Raw genomic sequence first — 18,161 nt, forward strand, 5'->3', positions numbered from 1 at the left:
CACAAATCTACCCTATACTTTTTTCATATGTCCATCTATTCTTCTGGATTTTTTATTACCGAACCCGTGAGTAATAATCGTCTGGATTATGCAGTGAGAAAGGGCCCAAAAATTTATGTGCCTGATCTTATCGAAGGTACTTTAGACGATGTAAAAATCTGAGAACATACCGCTATTGAGACCATTGTTGATGGTGCTATTCGATCAGCAACATGATTGAAACATCATATCTTTCTCAAAAATGCTCGTGTACCAACCTGGATCTGTGATAATCATAATCATGCCTTTACTTTTTGGTATGAAGCACTTCAAAAATGATGTATTCAAACAGGTGGGCTCCTCGTGCATATTGACCAACATACAGACTTGGCAACACCTACGGTATTGCCAATACAAAATACAAAGAGCAAAATACAAAACGATATAAACAAAAAAAATCCTTCATTTTGTACTTTGAATTCTGTATTTTGTACTTTGTCGGAAGTTGAGGACTATACCAATACTGTCCTCACTATTGCGGATTTTATCGTACCAGCACTCGCGACATGACTTTTTTCTGAGGCATTGATGGTAACAGGAGAAAACAGAGAAGGGGTGAATGCCTTTATCTGGGAAAATAATCAATTAAAAAAATGTGTATCTCTTGCCCCCCTGTCAAGGGGGGAATTAAAGGGGGGTTCGGTAATTGTCGATCTCGATTTGGATTATTTTTCTCAAGGATTTGATGAGAATGAAACATTCGCTACGGTTCGTTATTGGCTTGCAAAAGCGGATATTATCACGATTGCGACGAGCCCACTTTTTATCGAACAAGAGAAAGCTCTCAGTATTTTGAAAAGTTTGCAAAAAGACCTCCTTTTGCTATAATCCCCGAGATAAACAAGAAATCTGTCTTTATTATTTCTTCTTTATTATTTCTTCTTTCATTTTGCTTCGCAAAATGCATGGCGCCATGGTAGATCGGTTATACAGGAGCCTGCAAAGCTTCGTAGCCCGGTTCGACTCCGGGTGGTGCCTCCATTGACAATTATAATAAAACACTATAGTGATAGTGTTTTATTTTTTCAAAGATTACGAGACACAATAAAATATATGCCAGATGCACTCAACGAACTATTACCAGATTTCCCTCTTCTTCAGGAAGCTTTTACTCCCGATGAATTGGGTAAATTCTTAAAAAAATCTAGAGGGAGAGTAGACAAAGTCTTGGGAAGATTACAAGCCACAACCCAGAGTTGCCAAAACATATGACTCCCAATATGAATGGCAAAATATGTAGCAAAAACAGCCGTAAAAAGGCGATTAGATATAAATGTGAGAGGACTACTCGAGCATACTAGGGCGTATCAAGATATGGTGATGAAAAATAGGGAAATGTGGAATGACCCTGTAAAACATTATTTGAAACATAAGTGAAACTCAAAATTTCCAAGATTCTGAACTCTCTCCTACGCCTTTTCTGAGGTATCCATTGTAAGATTAGCGCAATATATTTTGCGTGATGCAAAAGAAGTTGCCAATATGAAAAAAATGGATAGAGCTCTTTGAGACAAATGCTCGCCCACAGAGCATTATGATTTTCCTTTTGCTGAAGTGAGATTTTGAGAGATGTATCAGGCACTTATGCAGGATATACGATCCACAGGAATCGATCCTGAGATTTTAGCGGCTCTTATGAAGCAGGTCAATTTTGATAGATTACCTAGTTTTGAAAAATTTGATTTTACTGAACCTCGCCCCAATCAGCTCCATTTTTTATATGCCTTTTTTATTTTTTTCAATCTTCCTTGCGGTGATGAATTTATTCGAGAATGGTCAAATGAAGGTAAAAGATCGGAATTGGTGCGAGTATTTATGACTAAATACCGTAATGATCCAGAGATTAATCCTGGTCTTATCGAAAGTACTCCTGCATCTCTATGAACGCGGGGTTTTAGAAAAGCATGTGCAGAATTTAAGAATGAGAATATTTTTACCCATGATTGATATGTTTCTCGTCGAGGGGATATAAACAGAAAACCATAAAAAATATATTGAAGTATAGAAAAATTTTGTGCTTTTTCTCGAAAAATACATACTATACTCCTATGCGTCAACCGACTTTTTATTCAGCAGTATTTGGTATCATACGTGATCCACAGGGGAGGATCTTGTTTCAAAAACGACAAAATACTGGCTTTCGAGATGGTATGTATCAGCTTCCGTCAGGACATCTGGAAGGTACTGAGACGATGAAAGAAGCCCTGATTCGTGAGCTCCGAGAAGAGCTGGATATCGTCGTATGAGAGGAGGATCTCAAGATAGTACATATTGTCCATACTGTTGGGTCTGATCGGACCTATTTTAATATCTATATGGATATTCTTAAATATGTCTGAACACTGAAGAATCTTGAGCCCCACAAATGCGAAAGTATCGATTTTTATGATCTAGAAGAGATACAGGGGCAAGAATCATTTGCGTATGAAACAGAGACCCTCCTCCGTATCCAGGCAGGCGAGTCATTTTCGGAAAAAGATTACAAAATATTAAAAATTTTCTAGCATAAGCTCATCATCGGCACTCACATTCCTCTCTCCTTGAGCTGAATCGATGTGTCGTCCTATCCATCGAAATTAAAATCATTCCTCGAATCCACAGCGTATTGAAGAGATTTTTATTTAAAAATTGATTTCAGTATTTAAGGACTATAATTCACCATAGTCCTTTATTTATTCATCTTATTATGTCTCTTTCTGCTCAAAAAAAACCAGAGATATTTACAGTTTTGGCATCTGTATCAGATAAAACAGGGCTCATTGATTTTATGAGAAAACTTGAGGTCGTTCAAAAAGCTAACGGTCGAGAACTCACGATACTTTCCACTGGAGGAACGGCAAAAGCATTGAGAGATGCGGGGTTTGATATCACGGATGTCTCTGAATATACTGGCTATGATGAGATGATGAGCGGTCGAGTGAAGACACTTCATCCAAAGGTTCATGGAGGTCTCCTCGGAAGAAAGGGGATTGATGATGCCGTCATGGAACAGTATGATATCAAAGCATTTGATATGGCAGTGATAAATCTCTACCCATTTGAAGCTACTATAGCAAAGCCCGATGTCACTCATGAAGATGCTATCGAAAATATCGACATTGGTGGACCAGCGATGGTCCGATCGTCTGCAAAAAATCATGCAGAAGTCACTATTGTTACGAGTCCAGCCCAATATGACGGAGTACTCGCTGATCTGCATTCTCATGCTGGAAAAACCCCCTTAACAACACGTAAAAAACTTGCGAGAATGGCATTTGCCCACACAGCACACTATGACACTGCCATTGCTTATTATCTTGCAAAAAAAGAAGCCGACGAAGAGTATGAACAAAATGGTTGAGATCTTCGCCAGATAACGCCAGAAAATCCGCTCCATTTTCACCAACCAATCCGTCTCAAATATGGAGAAAATGCTCATCAGAAATACGCCTATTTTATTCCCGATGAAGACAACGTCGCAAATCCTCTCGGCCTCGCAAATTTTACGGTTATCGAGGGGACACTACCCAGCTTTGTCGGATTCACTGATATTTCTCGACTTGTGGCATATCTCGAAGCAATAGAACAGACCATGAGTCATGATGGAAAAATTCCTGCTATCGCCCTCGGCGCAAAACATGGCAATACGTGTGGTGCTGCTGTCCATGAGAATCCCGTTGAAGCCGTAAAAAATATGGTTACCGGTGATACACGTGCTCTATTTGGTGGAGCGATTTTACTCTCATTTCCTGTCACTGAAGAAATCATGGATGCCCTCCTGCATCATGGCATGCCTGATGGTCAAAAACGTCTGCTCGATGAAATCATCGCACCATCTTTTGATACTGATGCGATAGCTCTTGCTGCTCGAAAAAATGGGAAATGTCGTTTTATCACCAATCCACATCTGGTATCAGGATGAGTGCGTGTGCCTCAGACACAGTCAATACGCGCTATCCGTGACGGCGTATTGCTCCAAGATGCACCAAAATTTATCCCCACTATTGGTCAGTTTGTTCCTACGCCTTCACCAGATGTGTGGAGGGATATACAACTTGCATGGGCGATAGGTTCTCGCTCAACCAGCAATACTATCACCATCGTAAAAAATGGTCAACTCATCGGAAATGGCGTCGGTCAACAGGATAGAGTAGGAGCCGTGGAACTCGCGATCAAACGAGCTACTGATGCTGGGCATAGTGTAGTATGAGCTGTTGCGTATAGTGATAGCTTCTTCCCATTTTCAGATTGAGTCGAGGCACTGGGAAGAGCTCGCATCACCACTCTATTTGCCACGTCTGGATCTGTGCAAGATGCTCATGTGCGCCAAAAATGTGAAGAGCTCGGTATCACCTTCTATACTCTTCCAGATAAGGAAGCTCGTGGATTTTCCGAGCATTAGAAAAATCGTTTTTAATCATCATTGTATGACTACCAATCCTTACCCTGCCGGAGATCTTACCTTGGAAGAAAGGGCAGTAAAAGAATTTCAACTCCGAGTCGTCTGCCCTGATGATGGGAAGTATGCTCAGAAAGATCTCACACCCTATCTCTCCGCAGAAGCAGAATGGCTGGCCTGCGTGGAAGTGCAGAGAGTATTACTCGCAACTCGTGTAGATTTTGGAGCTGAAGCGACCATTGAAGACCTACGAACACTCGAAAGTGCGCTACCAAATATAGACGTCCTCAATATCGCCCTCTTGGAAGCAACAGGAACGAAACCTGACCAGCTCGCTGTCCTCGCAGAAATGGGCCGTGTAACAGATGAGCATATTCTATCCCTGCTCCATCCAGGCACGACTTCGTATGATATTCTCGATACTGCTCGTTCTTATTTGCTCAAAAAGGCATGGAACGAAAAAATGCGAAAACTCGTCGTCTCTGTTGTAGAAAAAATACTCCATATTGCAGAAGAATTTATCACCCCAGGCGATGATGGGAAGATACGAGCGATACAGGTTGGACGGACACACTTTCAGCACACTTCTCCTGTGCCTTTTGGTGTTACTCTCGTTGGGTATGCAGCGCGTCTCTCCGAACGAATGAGCAAGTGTGATATAAGCTTTGATAGTCTTAGATGAAAAGTAAGTGGCATAGTCGGCACCCAAGCCAGTGTCGGAACAGTTATCGGAAAAGACAGGGCCATGGAATTCGAAGAAAAAGCACTTGCCAGACTCTGACTCAAGCCAGACCTCACAGCAACGCAAATCGTACAAAAAGAATGACTCTCAGATGTCTGACATAGTATCGTATGACTGATGGGTGTTCTCGCCGATTTTGCGAATGATATGCGTTTGCTGTATTCTTCCGAGATTGCAGAAGTGACTTCCATGGATGCAGAAAAAAGACTCGGTGGATCTTCCGCAGATGCAGGAAAAAATAATCCTATCCATTGGGAAAATATCGCTGGTAAATTCGCTGTCGTAGAATCAGGCATGCGCGTGCTCTACTCTCTGATTACCACAGATTTTCAGCGCGATCTCCGATGATCAGTCCAGGCCCGCTATCAACCAAATATGATGATAGCCGAAACATATGAATCATTTGCTCGTGCCCTAAAAGAGCTCGATCAGCTCACCATCCGAGAACAGCAAATGGCCGCAAATCTTGACTGAGTTCGCAAGAGTCCTACCGAAGCACTTGTAGCCATCCTCAGAAAATATGCTTGGAGACACAGTGAACATGGCGTAGGACATGATTTCGTAAAAAAAATGGCGCAAAAAGCAAAGAAAGAACAAAAGCTCCTTATCGAAATATGCCAATGAGATGCTGAATTTCAGACCCTCTGGAATGAAAAAATTACAGATGAAGAAAAAGCTGTTCTGGGCTGAAAAATAGAGCTCTATATAGGAACAAGTCTCGAACGAGCAAAGGTAAATATTGCTTTTGCAAGGGCGAATGTCGCTGCTTAGATAGAGTGTTTGAGAGGCCTATTTGTGTGCGTAGATAAACAAAATCGACCCTAGAATGCTCAGCATCAATAAGAGAGGCACACTATACGCCAGCATAGAGCGTACCATATATACTGAGCTTTTTTTTATTTTTGTTTTTTCCAAGAAATAATCTCAGTTTTGAAAGAGTGTTCGGTGGTTAGCATAAAAATTGAGTGCATTTTTTTGGAGAGCGTATTCTATCTTTTGGTGGAATATGAGGAGGAGTATGCCGAGCAATAAAGAGAGATACGCCACATAATTATATGCTCTTTTTCCAAAATATACTGTGACGTGCTCTTGCGTTGGGGTCACTACCATAAAGGCAGGTGTTGCAAGGTATATACCGTTCGCACCTTTTACTTGCCAGTTTGGATGATAGGCATATTTGATCAGGAGAGGATGTCCTATACAGTTGGTGCTAATATCTATCTTTTCGCGTCGTACGAATTCTTGTACTTGGCAGTCATTATCATACGGAATTGAAGCTCGATTCTTTGGATCATATTTCATAAATGGAAGAGTGTTGTTCTTTTTTTCATCTGGATCGTAGACTATAAATGATGCATTTGGTGTATATTCTTTGTACCATTGTTTGCTCGTCTTTTTCCATGTATTGAGATCAGAAATAGAGGTGACTTTGTTTTTTAGGGGCACTACATAGGTATCTGTGGTATTGTTTGTCACATAGAGTGTGAGCTGATCAAAGGTCGTGAGGTAGGTAAAATAGGGAGAATCCTTTAAGCGATCTGAAAGCACTTTTGGTGCAACCACCACTTTTACATTACTGAGTTCCAGAGTGGCCCAAAATTTTTCGAGAGTGATTTTTCCCCCTTCCACTTCTCTCAAAGTTGTCACACCTTGTTCTGCAAACATTGATCCAGAAAATAAGCTGTCATAGATGGTTGCGTGTGATAGAGCACTGAGCACATCCCCATTAAACAGCGAAAAAACTCTTGGCGGATTTGAAATATCTTTTTTTGTTTCAGTTTGAGTATCAAAATTTTCTGACAAAAATTGAGCCGTTTTTGAGATCGATGTCCATTCTCATTTACTTTCAGCCCCCATAAAATTATAACCAGAGGTGCCTCTATAACGATCAAATAAATGATGTGAGGAAGCAAAATAATAGATACACCCAAGACAGAGAATCACCAATACATAGGCACATTTTTTGAGTATCTGGCGGAGCTTGCTGTGAAATATATGCTGGTATATATGTCACACACTTGTTGCTATAAAAAGAAGAGCAAAGAGATATACCAATGGTAAGAATCGTATCGCAGACCCCATAAATTTACTCAAGAAAAACCCAATTGAGACGATGAATCAAAATAAAAAAAATGTTTGAACAGTAGCAATCTTTCTTGTATGAAAAATATAATAGAGTATGAGTATAAAAAATAGAAGAGCAAAAGGAAGAAGGAGGTCTGGAACTAAATAACTAAAGGTATTGATGCCCCATCAATATCATATATAACCCTTTCCCGGGCCCTGCATATTTCGATAGATACTATTCGTCAAAAATCCTATTCCCCAACTAGAAAATAAAAGACCTCCAATAAGGACTATTTTGAAGCCAGTCAGTCCATCCCTGAGAAATCATACTGTTGATCGAGTAGGTCCAACAAGAGGAGCATCCTCAGTATCGGGGCTATGATTTTTAAAAAAGAACCAGAAGGGTAAAAATATCGCAACAGCAAATGAGAGAGGATGTGTGAAACCGACCAACGCCAGCATAATAATCGCATGAGGGGTATACTTTTTATCCTCGAAAGATGCATAGAGAAAACCACAATATATGACGAGGAATGCTATTGAGAGACTATGTGAAAATTCTCCAGAAAATACACTTCGTAAATTTCCTCCGAATGCAAAATGACTATCATGAAAAAGATATGCCAAGGAAAGAATTGCTCCGAAGAGAGGTCCTGGTCTTGCCACTTTCATGCCACGAAGTGTGAGATAGAGTATGAGAGGGAGACATATAGACCCCATCATGAGGACTGTCTTAAAAGCAAGTCACGAGCCCATGAAAAAATCAAAAAAGTAAATCAGTAAAAAAGAAAAAATAGGATAATTTTGGAAAACATCAAAACCAGCATAGCTCGCATCTATCCATCCGGTGATCTGAAAATGAGGAAGAAGAATCTCTTTGAGATTCATATAATTCGCATAATGATAGGGCACATCTCATCCAATGGGTGTGATATCACGCAAAAACCATTCCATCTTTAATCCGCGAAAGAGGAAAGAGTAGATGAGTATCAAAAATACGATATCGATAAGAAGATAGATGTGTTTATTGAACCATTTTATCACCATGTTTCATCATCCTATCTCAATATGTTGTTCACGTGTTGTACTTTTATGGATACTGTGTCTTTTCTTCGTTATTTTTCGAAATCCATCAAATGACCGTTGCGCCGTCAAAAAATCATGTATTTTCCCTAAAAAATGCATGATACCATCTGCCCATGAGAGCATCTCGGGTCTCTTACCCCATAGACTGTTCCATGGTCTTTGCACTGTAAAAAATGTGTATATAGCCAACAATTTTCCCTGACGTCGTGGGTTCATGATTTTTTCTTTTTTGCGCTTTATGGAGCTTTTTTGCCGGACTTTTACTTTCGTTGGCATAGATTTGTGTGATAATCTGGAGTGTATCCCATACGATGTGTCTCAAAAGAGATATATTTTGACACACAGGATATCGACAGTATAGAGAAACCTCTGCATAATCCAACGGTTTCAGTATCTATAGGTTTGACAAAAGTATTTAATAGAGAAAAAATACATACAAAACATTTCCTCTTGTTTTTCCCTCTTTTTTCGTAGTATCTTTCATACTATTTCCTTCCTTATATATATGCCACAAAATCCTTCCGTAACGCTTCACACCAACCATGGTGATATCACGCTCGAAATCTTTGCAGACAAAGTCCCAAGGACAGCAAAAAATTTCGTCGAACTCGCACAACGTGGCTACTATACAGGTACGATATTTCATCGTGTGATGCGAGATTTTATGATCCAATGAGGTGACCCGACTGGTACTGGTCGAGGAGGGGAAAGTGTGTATGGTGAAAAATTTGAAGATGAATTTCATCCAGAGCTTTCTCATAAAAAATGATTTCTCTCCATGGCGAACGCTGGTCCCAATACGAATGGAAGTCAATTTTTTATCGTGCATGCCGAAGAGACTGCATGGCTTGACGGAAAGCATTCTGTCTTTTGACAGGTCGTAAATGGGCTTGATATCGTCGACATCATCGCTTCTGTTCCTACCGATAGTGGTGATCGCCCATTCAAAAAAGTAGAAATTGTTCGAGTAACAATCCAAGATTAAAAGAAATACAAAGTAAAAGATTTGCCCGTCATTCCAGCCAAGCGAGGCACGAGCGCGAGGTGGAATCCAGGTGAAACTTATGCCTATACCAACTCCTGGCGAGCTTCTTGTACTTTTGGCGCCAAAAGTACGAAAAGCGTTCAGGGGACAAAAACTCGCTATTTTCTCCATTCGTCACAATATCTGCATTCATCCCGCTCAAACAGTTTGTCCCCCGAAACCCCATTTCTGACTATCAAGAAAGCATAGCTCAAACAGTATTTGCTCTCGGACTCTCTCTTCCAGATAGCGAGAAAATAAAATTATTTCCTCCATTCTGTATTTTGTATTTTGTACTTTGTATTTTTTGTTTGAGCATCAAAAACCTCCTCTTTTCTAGGAGGGTTTTTATATTTGATGAGATTTTTAGACTGGAGTCGTCACTACTTGATGCGCTGATTGCTGGATTATACCTTCGATACGTAGGGTGATATGGTCGAGGATGGCGATAGTGATATCTCGCTTGAGAGGATCGATATTCTTTTTTGCTACAATGAGAGCTTTTTTCTCTGTGATACGTCCCTGCACTTCTGTGAGGGCTTGTCTCTGTACTTCCGCTGATACTCCAGCCAGTTTTTCTGTGAGTTGTTCCATTACTTTATCAAGACGTGCTTGGTATTTTTCGATCAGTTTGTCACGAATAAGTGTCTGCGCATCCACTAGAAGTGCTTCATCGGAAGGTGCGACATCCTCTTCTGGAACTACGGCGATTTTTTTTGTGTCAATTTCTTCTGGAGTAACTGCGGGTGCTACTTCTCATACTGCAGGTTTTGCAAAATCATACACATCTTCCACTGGAGCACTGACCGGAACGGCTACAGCTGTCTCAGCAAAAGTGGGCAATACGCAGAAAAGGCTCAAAATGAGCGCACTAAAAATAGACCGTCGTTTCATATTCCCCAGTATAGGAGATTTTTCCTCCTTGACTAGTCCTGATTTGTGAGGATTGTGTGAAGAATTATTTTTATGTTTTTATATTCCATCTTGATTTCAAGCATTTATTCGATATACTCTTTCAATACTCTTTTTTATTTTATCCTTTATTTTTAGAGCAAGGATTTATTTTTTCTTATGGAAATTCCGCAAAAAGTTCGTGGCACACAAGATTGGTTTGGTGAGCAACAGCGCTATTACACGTTTATAAAAAAAGTATCTCGACATATTTTTCGACACTTTGGGTTTACTCGTATTTCCACTCCCGTTATGGAAATGCGCGATCTCATCGTCCGTTCTATCGGACTCGAGACGGATGTTGTCAGCAAAGAGCTCTACGAGTTTAAGGATAAAAAAGGTCGTGACCTGGTCCTCAAACCAGAATCCACGGCTGGTGTCATGCGTTCGTATCTCGAAAATTTTTCTCAAGAACCACAGCCCGTGTATCTTTACTACATAGAGCCGCATTTTCGCTATGATCGACCACAGAAGGGGCGTTTTCGACAGTTTCATCAGCTCGGCGCTGAGATTATCGGCGAACGAGATGCTGTCCTCGACTCCGAAAATATCCATATGGCTGTCAAAATCCTTCGGGACTGTGGACTGGGAGAAAAGTTTACACTCAAGATAAATACTCTCGGAAACACAAAAGAACGTGAGGCGTATGTTGGTGAGCTCCAGCAGTATTTCCGTGGAAAATCTCATCTTCTCGACGAGATAGATCAGGCACGTGTCGAGAAAAATCCTCTTCGTCTGCTCGACTCAAAAAATCCTGATGTCCGTGAGATTCTTCCGTATGCCCCTCAACTGAAGGCCTTCTTCAAAAAAGATACAATTGCCTATTACGAAGCCGTGAAAGAGTATCTTGATATTCTCAAAATTCCGTACGTCGAAGACCCTACCCTGGTCCGTGGGCTCGACTATTATTGCGATGTTGTCTTTGAATGTGTCGATAATTCTGGTCGCACACAAGACGCCTACTGTGGTGGTGGACGCTATGATGGACTTGCGACAAGCATTGGCTCAAAAAATCCTGTTCCTGCCGTCGGTTTTGCGATGGGTGTGGAACGTCTTATCGACTCTATGAAGGAGTCCGGACTTTCTGTTATCAATAAAGATATCCTCGATCTCTACTTTGTCCAAGTCGGCGAGGAAGCGAAAAAAATCGCTCTTCCGCTCAGTATCGAAGCACGTGATCGTGGGCTCAAAGTATCGGCTTCATTTGGGTCTCCTTCGATGAAGACGCAGCTGAAAAAGGCCAATCAACTCAATGCACGATATGTCGCTATCATCGGTATTATGGAAGCACGACGAGGTGTTTGCCAGTTCAAAGATATGGCAACGGGTATTCAAAAAGAAGTAAAACTGTCTGAGCTTATCAAAGTAATGACCGATATCGTCGGTGAAGAAAATCTCGATTTCTATGATCCGATGAAGGAGCTCCTGTTTACGGCTCCGGCAGTGGAGACAGTATAGTAAACGAAAGTTTACTAGGTTTACTGAGTTCTTAAGTTTACTAAGTTGATGCATTGAGGGTTGTCCGAACCAACAATTTCTTCTTATGACTATGACTGTTACTATGACTTCTGTAAAATTTCCCCAGCAATGGGGATTTTTTTATTGTGAAAAGTGGGGAATGAATATAATCACAACATGTCTTTTCTCGATTTTAGTCTCACAAATCATAGGAGTTCGTCACAAAAAGTGCGAGTTATAACTGAGGCATGGACACATGAAAATATTTTTTGCCCTGTTTGCTGACAATCGCTTGAACAATATCCAAACAACACTCCTGTTGGTGATTTTTTCTGCAAAAGTTGCCAAGAAGATTTTGAGTTAAAATCCAAGAAATGAACTTTTTGAAAGAAGATTACCGATGGCGCATACAGGACTATGATTGAACGACTGAAGAGTTCTCAGAATCCAAATTTCTTTGGTTTGAGTTATACAAAAGAATACGAAGTATTTAATTTCTTTGTCGTGCCGAAACATTATTTTACTCCAGCAATTATAGAAGAAAGAAAACCCCTATCCCTAACAGCTAAAAGAGCAGGATGGATTGGTTGCAATATTCTCCTAGATCCGATTCCAGAAAGTGGAAAAATATTTTATGTAAAAGAAGGTAAAAATTTGAGCAAATGACAGGTACTAGAAAATTGGAACAAGACGAGTTTTCTTCAAGAAACCTGAAATCTAGAAACAAAGGGTTGGCTCCTCGATGTGATGCGATGTATCGATATGCTTTGAAAAGATACTTTTTCTCTAAAAGATATGTATGAATTTAAATCTCATTTATCCCAACTTCATCCAGAAAACAATCATATTCCTGACAAAATTCGTCAACAACTTCAGAAACTTATCGTCCATTGATATATCGAAAGATTAGAGAATGGTATTTATAAAAAACTCTAGTTTTGATCTTTAAATAGATCTTACTCTTGATCTTTTTCCAAAAATTCATAGATCATGATCGTTTATTTCTTAACGATTTTTCTATGTCTCTCGATTCAATTTATACCAAGCAATATAAAAAAATGAGTCATTTCATATTCGTGACTTTTGAGTGATATACTTATCAACCAGATTCCGAGGAACCAGAACCAGATATTGAGAATATGCAGGTGATAGGTTTTGCTACAGGATACTCAAGAGAAGAAGCATACCGAAACCTCATTCATACAAGTGAATGTTTACTTGATACAAGTTTTGATGAAATTTGGTGTATGAAAATAGAAGGAGAAAAATATGATTGTATGTTTTCTCTTGCAGAGACAAAAGAATATGAAAAAATCACAGGAAAATAATTTCCTTCTTATTATGCATGAGCATTTATTTATCTTTCGGAAGCCACTGTAAATTTAATTAGTGCTTACGGTTCAACTTTTCACAGGAAAACTACTTTCTCTAAAAAAGATTTGCTTTCAAGATTTTACTGAATATAATGGAATCTGAAAATATCCTTTTCTCCTTCCACTATGAAATTTCTCGACTCACGCCACAGGGATATCCTCGAATTTCTCCACGATAACCAGGAATATACGACCACCCTGATGGATATCGGAAACGCTATCGGTATCGATCATCCCCAGAAGGTTCTCGATAAACTTGAGCAGCTCGAAAATAGGGGATATATTTCCAAGAACCCCTTCTGAGGATACCAAGTCTTGAAGCGGTATGAAGATACGAACCAGCTTGCTCTACCGTTCTTCTGATTTGCACAGTGTGGAAATGCTGGGAAAAATATCCTCGAGGAATATCCACGAAAAAAACTCCCTATCGAGAAAAATCTTATCAATACCGCAGAGCTGGATCAGTATTTTATTACGCGTGCAAAAGGGGATTCCATGGAGCCATTTATTCAGTCTGGTGATTTTGCTTTGATTCATGTGCAGAGTAGTTTCGATACAGGTGATAAGGTCCTCGTCGTCCATAATAACCAACCAAAAATCAAAAAGATCCATACTGTGAACGGACAAAAAGTCCTGCAATCGTATAACTCCAATCATAAAGATCTGATTCTCGAGGAGTATGATGATATCAATATCGTCGGTGTCGTGAAACAGATCTTCCCAAAGGACACTTTCACGGTGTAATTTTTAGCATAAACAAGTACTTTTTTTATGGTGTGAGATATTTTTTGTAAGAAAAAAGAAAAAAACTTGCATTTCAAAAAAACTCGCTATACTAGCTCCCATATTACATATCCCCTGCCTTTTCGTGCACGAACCTACTAGATAACCTCTCCGTGTATATCGTATAGCTTGTCTATGCGGTTTTTCTGTGTCTTTTATCTTCTTTTTTTACGCTATGTCTGCGAAAAACGCCCCAAAACCTGCTAAAAAAGCAGGCACTACTGTATCAGCGAAGGTCTCTAACAGCAAAAAAAGTGCTCCCGCAAAGAGTACAAAACCTGCTAAAAAAGTGGGAAAGATAGTGCCAAAAAAGCCAGCAGTTGTGGCAAAAAAGCATATTCCTACCAAGAAGAAGTCAGTTGTTCTCGCGAAGAAACCTCTTCCAAAAGTGAAGAAGGTGGTGGTTCCTAAGAAGATACTATCTTCAAAGAAATCTCCTCCTCCGACAAGATCTACGACAAAAAAATCAGTTGTGGCAAAAAAGAAGCCAGTAGCGAAGAAACCTGTGGTTCCCGTGAAAAAGATTGTTGCATCGAAGAAGCCAGTAGCGAAGAAAAATGTTTCTTCTAAAAAACCAACTCTTGCAAAAAAGAAGCCAATTGTTTCACCGAAGAAGCCAGTGGCGAAAAAACCTCTTCCAAAAGTGAAAAAAAATGTTTCTTCTAAAAAACCAGTTGTTACAAAAAAGAAGCCAGTTCCTTCGACAGGATCAAAATCTACGACAAAAAAAGTAACAAAACCAGAAGTTGTCGCAAAAAAGAAACCGACCCCTCCAACAAAAATAGAAGCGGTTCTCGTCGCAAAACCACGCAAGGTCGCGACGCCTATCAAGGAAACTCCGACGCATGGAGCTCTGTATGTTCGCTCAGGACGACATTTTTATACAGAGGATCGTTCTATCCTTGAAATGCCAGAACTGATCGCAGCACAGCTCGATTCGTACAAAAAATTTATTGATTTTGGTATTCGAGAAGCTCTTGAGGGGATGTTTCCTATTCATGATTTTTCTGAAGAGCGTGTTGAGATTCATTTTAAAGACTTCGAAATAGAAGCACCTCGTTATCAGCCCAAAGAATGTCGTCGGAAAAATCTCAACTACGAATCATATCTTCGTGTAAAACTCCAGATGCTCAATAAAGAGACTGGAGAAATCAAAGAAGATACCGTTTTTCTCGGTGCCGTCCCTGTGATGACAGAAAAGGGCACCTTTATTATCAATGGTGTTGAGCGGGTTATCGTGCATCAGATTATCAAGGCGGATGGTATTTCCTTCGAAGCCGATGCAGGTGTGTACACAGCGAAAATCAAACCAAAAAAAGGAGCATGGCTCGAATTTACTGTCGACAAAAAATGAGTTATCACGGTTCGTATCGATAAAAAAAGAAAAATGACTGCGACGACACTCCTACGTGCCTTCGGTATCGAGAGTGACGCCATGATTATCAAAGCATTCAAGGATGATAAAGATATCATCGCAAAATATATCCAACCAACGATCGATAAGGATAAAACAAAAAAACAAGTCGAAGCATGGCATACACTCTATAAATTGATTCGTCCGGGTGATCTCGGTACGGATGAGCGAGTTGAGGACTTATTCCGCACGATGTTTGCCAATCCAAAGCGATTTGATCTCGGAGAAGTGGCTCGTCTCAAGATAGCACGAAAACTCGGTGTCAGTGATGTCTACGAAGGCGATGGTCGATTTATATCCAATGATGACCTTATCGAAACTATTCGTTATCTTCTTCGACTCAATATCGGGGATACAACAGCGACACCCGATGATATCGATCGTCTCGATAATCGACGTATTCGCTCAGTTGGTGAACTCATCCAAGAAAAATTTCTCGTCGGTCTCGCTCGTATGGAGCGAATTGCGAAGGATCGTATGACTGTTCTTGATCTCAGTGAATCCAGCGCACGAAGTTTTATCAACCACCGTCCTGTCGAAGCTGTTGTCAAAGAATTCTTCGCGAGCTCACAGCTTTCACAATTTATGGATCAGAGTAATCCGCTTTCTGAGCTCGCTCATAAGCGACGTATTTCAGCGATGGGTCCTGGTGGCTTGACTCGTGAACGTGCATCGTTTGAAGTTCGTGATGTCCACCCAACACAATACGGACGTATCTGTCCTATTGCGACACCAGAAGGTCCAAATATCGGTCTTGTCTTGCATTTTGCCTCATTCTCTCGTGTGGATAAACATGGATTTATTCAGACACCTTACCGTGAAATCGCCCACTTTGTCCCAAATGATGGCGTCTCAGCGATCAATCGTATCACTCTCGAAGATCTCTTGGATAAAAAAGGGAAAGTCATTGTCCCAGAAAAAGTATTGATGAAAAAGGAGCATGCGGAACTTTTGAAAAAATCATATCCAGAAAAAGACGTCCTGGTTCGTGGATATCTCACTGATCGGTATGAATATGTGGACGCGTATGTAGAACGTAATTTTACGATTGCTGAAGCCAATTCTCCGATTGATGAATTCGGAAATTTCGCAGAAACTCGACTCGGTGCTCGTCAAAATACCGATGCAACGTTCGTCTACGTTCGTGATATCACACATATTGATATCTCTCCAAAACAAATCGTCTCCGAGACGACATCGTTGATTCCGTTTTTGGAACATGATGATGCGACTCGTGCGGAGATGGGATCGAACATGATGCGCCAAGCAGTACCTCTCGTGCATTCCGATGCTCCTATTGTCTGAACTGGAAATGAAAAAGTCTTTGGCGAAAAGAGCGGATATTGCGTAATCGCAGAAGATGACGGAGAAGTCCTCGGTATCGATGCAAAACATATCACAGTCCTCTATGCCGATGGAGAAAAGAAAACCTACGAACTCATAACATTTGAACGATCAAACCACGATATGCAGGTCCACCAATACCCTCGTGTCTCTCATGGACAAAAATTTCGTATCGGACAAGTCCTCGCAGATGGGCACTCTATGGAAAATGGCGAACTCGCTCTCGGGCGTAATCTCCGTGTCGCCTACATGCCTTGGAATGGTTACAACTTTGAAGATGCGATTATTCTCAATGCTGATATTGTCGAAAAGGATTATTTCACACACGTTTCTATCGCAGAATATACGATGGATGTCCGTGAGACAAAACTCTGACCAGAGAGCACCACAGCTGATATCCCAAATGTATCATCTGTGAAACTTCGTGACCTCGATGAAGATGGTATCGTACGAGTAGGGGCCTTCGTAAAATGAGGCGATATCCTCGTCGGTAAGATCACTCCAAAGGGTGAACAAGAGCTTTCTCCAGAAGAGCGACTCCTCCGAGCTATCTTTGGTGACAAATCAAAAGATGTGAAAGATTCTTCTCTCTATATGCCGTCAGGGAGTGGAGGAAAAGTCATCGAAGTACAGACACTTCGAAAGGAAGAAGGTGACAATCTCGCGAATGGTGTTTTCAAACAAATCAAAGTGATGGTGGCACAGACGCGAAAGATAGAAGTCGGAGATAAGATGGCGGGTCGACATGGAAATAAGGGTATCGTCGCTCGTATCGTGCCAGCGGAAGATATGCCTCACACGGCTGCTGGTGAACCAGTCGATATTATATTAAATCCACTTGGAGTCGTCTCTCGTATGAATATCGGACAAGTGCTCGAAGCGCATCTCGGAGAGGCAGCGCGCCAGCTCGGTATCACGGTTGCGACACCAGTCCTCAATGGTATCGGTATCGAGACTATTCATCAACTCATGCGAGATGCTGGAATGGATGAATCAGGAAAGGTACAGCTCTACGACGGACAAACTGGCGAACCATTCAAAGAACATACCATGCTCGGAACAGTCTATATGCTGAAGCTGCATCATCTTGTCGAAGATAAGATTCATGCGCGATCAGTCGGACCATACTCTATGGTGACACAGCAACCTCTCGGAGGACGTGCTCAAAATGGAGGACAGAGATTTGGAGAAATGGAATGCTGGGCTATCCAGGGATATGGCGCTGCGAATATTCTCCAAGAAATTCTCACCATCAAATCAGATGATATCACAGGGCGTACCCAGTCCTATCGCGCTATTGTCAAAAATGAACCGATCAAACGACCAAGTGTTCCAGAATCATTCCATGTCCTCATCAAGGAGCTCCAAGCTCTGGGACTCAAGATGGACCTCCTCGAACAACCTGATCTCGATATCCAAAAACAAATCTATGCTGATCGTATGGGCGAAGTAGAGACCCTCTCTGCTGCCGGAAATCTTGTCACTGAAACTGAATAATTTTT

The 18,161-nt window shown here is 40.9% G+C and carries 14 protein-coding genes and 1 tRNA gene; 12 read left to right on the top strand and 3 right to left on the bottom strand.

Annotated elements, in window-relative coordinates; genetic code table 25:
- The first annotated feature begins 27 nt into the window (after window positions 1-27).
- From WC753_02890 to WC753_02915, 6 genes are all read left to right on the top strand, one after another.
- Window positions 28-867 carry a UPF0489 family protein gene (locus WC753_02890; GenBank protein ID MFA6080402.1) on the top strand — a complete coding sequence of 280 codons (840 nt, stop codon included), beginning with the start codon at window positions 28-30 and terminating at the stop codon, window positions 865-867.
- 79 nt (window positions 868-946) lie between these two features.
- A tRNA-Cys gene (locus tag WC753_02895) sits at window positions 947-1,020 on the top strand.
- A 72-nt stretch (window positions 1,021-1,092) separates the two neighbouring features.
- A complete protein-coding gene (locus WC753_02900; GenBank protein ID MFA6080403.1) occupies window positions 1,093-2,025 on the top strand; it encodes a hypothetical protein in 933 nt (310 codons plus the stop codon).
- A 62-nt stretch (window positions 2,026-2,087) separates the two neighbouring features.
- On the top strand, window positions 2,088-2,543 hold the full coding sequence (locus WC753_02905) for an NUDIX domain-containing protein (GenBank protein ID MFA6080404.1): 456 nt from the start codon (window positions 2,088-2,090) through the stop codon (window positions 2,541-2,543).
- 182 nt (window positions 2,544-2,725) lie between these two features.
- Window positions 2,726-4,420, top strand: coding sequence for a bifunctional phosphoribosylaminoimidazolecarboxamide formyltransferase/IMP cyclohydrolase (purH, locus tag WC753_02910; protein MFA6080405.1), 1,695 nt, complete (start codon window positions 2,726-2,728; stop codon window positions 4,418-4,420).
- Window positions 4,421-4,445: 25 nt separating this feature from the next.
- The gene (locus tag WC753_02915) at window positions 4,446-5,930 is read left to right on the top strand and encodes a lyase family protein (GenBank protein MFA6080406.1); all 1,485 of its coding nucleotides are present in this window, start codon (window positions 4,446-4,448) and stop codon (window positions 5,928-5,930) included.
- An 18-nt stretch (window positions 5,931-5,948) separates the two neighbouring features.
- Here WC753_02915 and WC753_02920 read toward each other — a convergent pair whose 3' ends face one another.
- Together WC753_02920 and WC753_02925 are read right to left on the bottom strand one after the other, a co-directional pair.
- A complete protein-coding gene (locus WC753_02920; protein MFA6080407.1) occupies window positions 5,949-8,435 on the bottom strand; it encodes a hypothetical protein in 2,487 nt (828 codons plus the stop codon).
- Window positions 8,436-8,445: 10 nt separating this feature from the next.
- Complete coding sequence (locus tag WC753_02925) at window positions 8,446-8,634, bottom strand: hypothetical protein (GenBank protein MFA6080408.1); 189 nt, start codon at window positions 8,632-8,634, stop codon at window positions 8,446-8,448.
- A gap of 183 nt (window positions 8,635-8,817) precedes the next feature.
- On the opposite strand from WC753_02925, the gene WC753_02930 reads away from it, so the two are divergent.
- Window positions 8,818-9,297, top strand: coding sequence for a peptidylprolyl isomerase (locus tag WC753_02930; protein MFA6080409.1), 480 nt, complete (start codon window positions 8,818-8,820; stop codon window positions 9,295-9,297).
- A 405-nt stretch (window positions 9,298-9,702) separates the two neighbouring features.
- On the opposite strand, the gene WC753_02935 is transcribed toward WC753_02930, so the two are convergent.
- Window positions 9,703-10,230: a hypothetical protein gene (locus WC753_02935; GenBank protein MFA6080410.1), complete on the bottom strand. Its 528-nt coding sequence runs from the start codon at window positions 10,228-10,230 to the stop codon at window positions 9,703-9,705.
- Window positions 10,231-10,407: 177 nt separating this feature from the next.
- On the opposite strand from WC753_02935, the gene hisS reads away from it, so the two are divergent.
- The 5 genes from hisS (at window position 10,408) to WC753_02960 (ending at window position 18,156) form a co-directional block, all read left to right on the top strand.
- Window positions 10,408-11,745: a histidine--tRNA ligase gene (gene hisS, locus WC753_02940; protein ID MFA6080411.1), complete on the top strand. Its 1,338-nt coding sequence runs from the start codon at window positions 10,408-10,410 to the stop codon at window positions 11,743-11,745.
- Between the two features lie 177 nt (window positions 11,746-11,922).
- Window positions 11,923-12,681 (top strand): DpnI domain-containing protein, encoded by a 759-nt coding sequence (locus tag WC753_02945; GenBank protein ID MFA6080412.1) that lies wholly within the window; start codon window positions 11,923-11,925, stop codon window positions 12,679-12,681.
- Between the two features lie 83 nt (window positions 12,682-12,764).
- Complete coding sequence (locus WC753_02950; GenBank protein ID MFA6080413.1) at window positions 12,765-13,073, top strand: hypothetical protein; 309 nt, start codon at window positions 12,765-12,767, stop codon at window positions 13,071-13,073.
- A gap of 171 nt (window positions 13,074-13,244) precedes the next feature.
- Complete coding sequence (locus WC753_02955) at window positions 13,245-13,862, top strand: S24 family peptidase (protein MFA6080414.1); 618 nt, start codon at window positions 13,245-13,247, stop codon at window positions 13,860-13,862.
- Between the two features lie 214 nt (window positions 13,863-14,076).
- Complete coding sequence (locus WC753_02960; GenBank protein ID MFA6080415.1) at window positions 14,077-18,156, top strand: DNA-directed RNA polymerase subunit beta; 4,080 nt, start codon at window positions 14,077-14,079, stop codon at window positions 18,154-18,156.
- Window positions 18,157-18,161 lie beyond the last annotated feature (5 nt).

It is taken from the genome of Candidatus Gracilibacteria bacterium (assembly GCA_041660965.1).
Taxonomy (GTDB): Bacteria; Patescibacteriota; Gracilibacteria; order BD1-5; family JAGOOR01; genus JAGOOR01.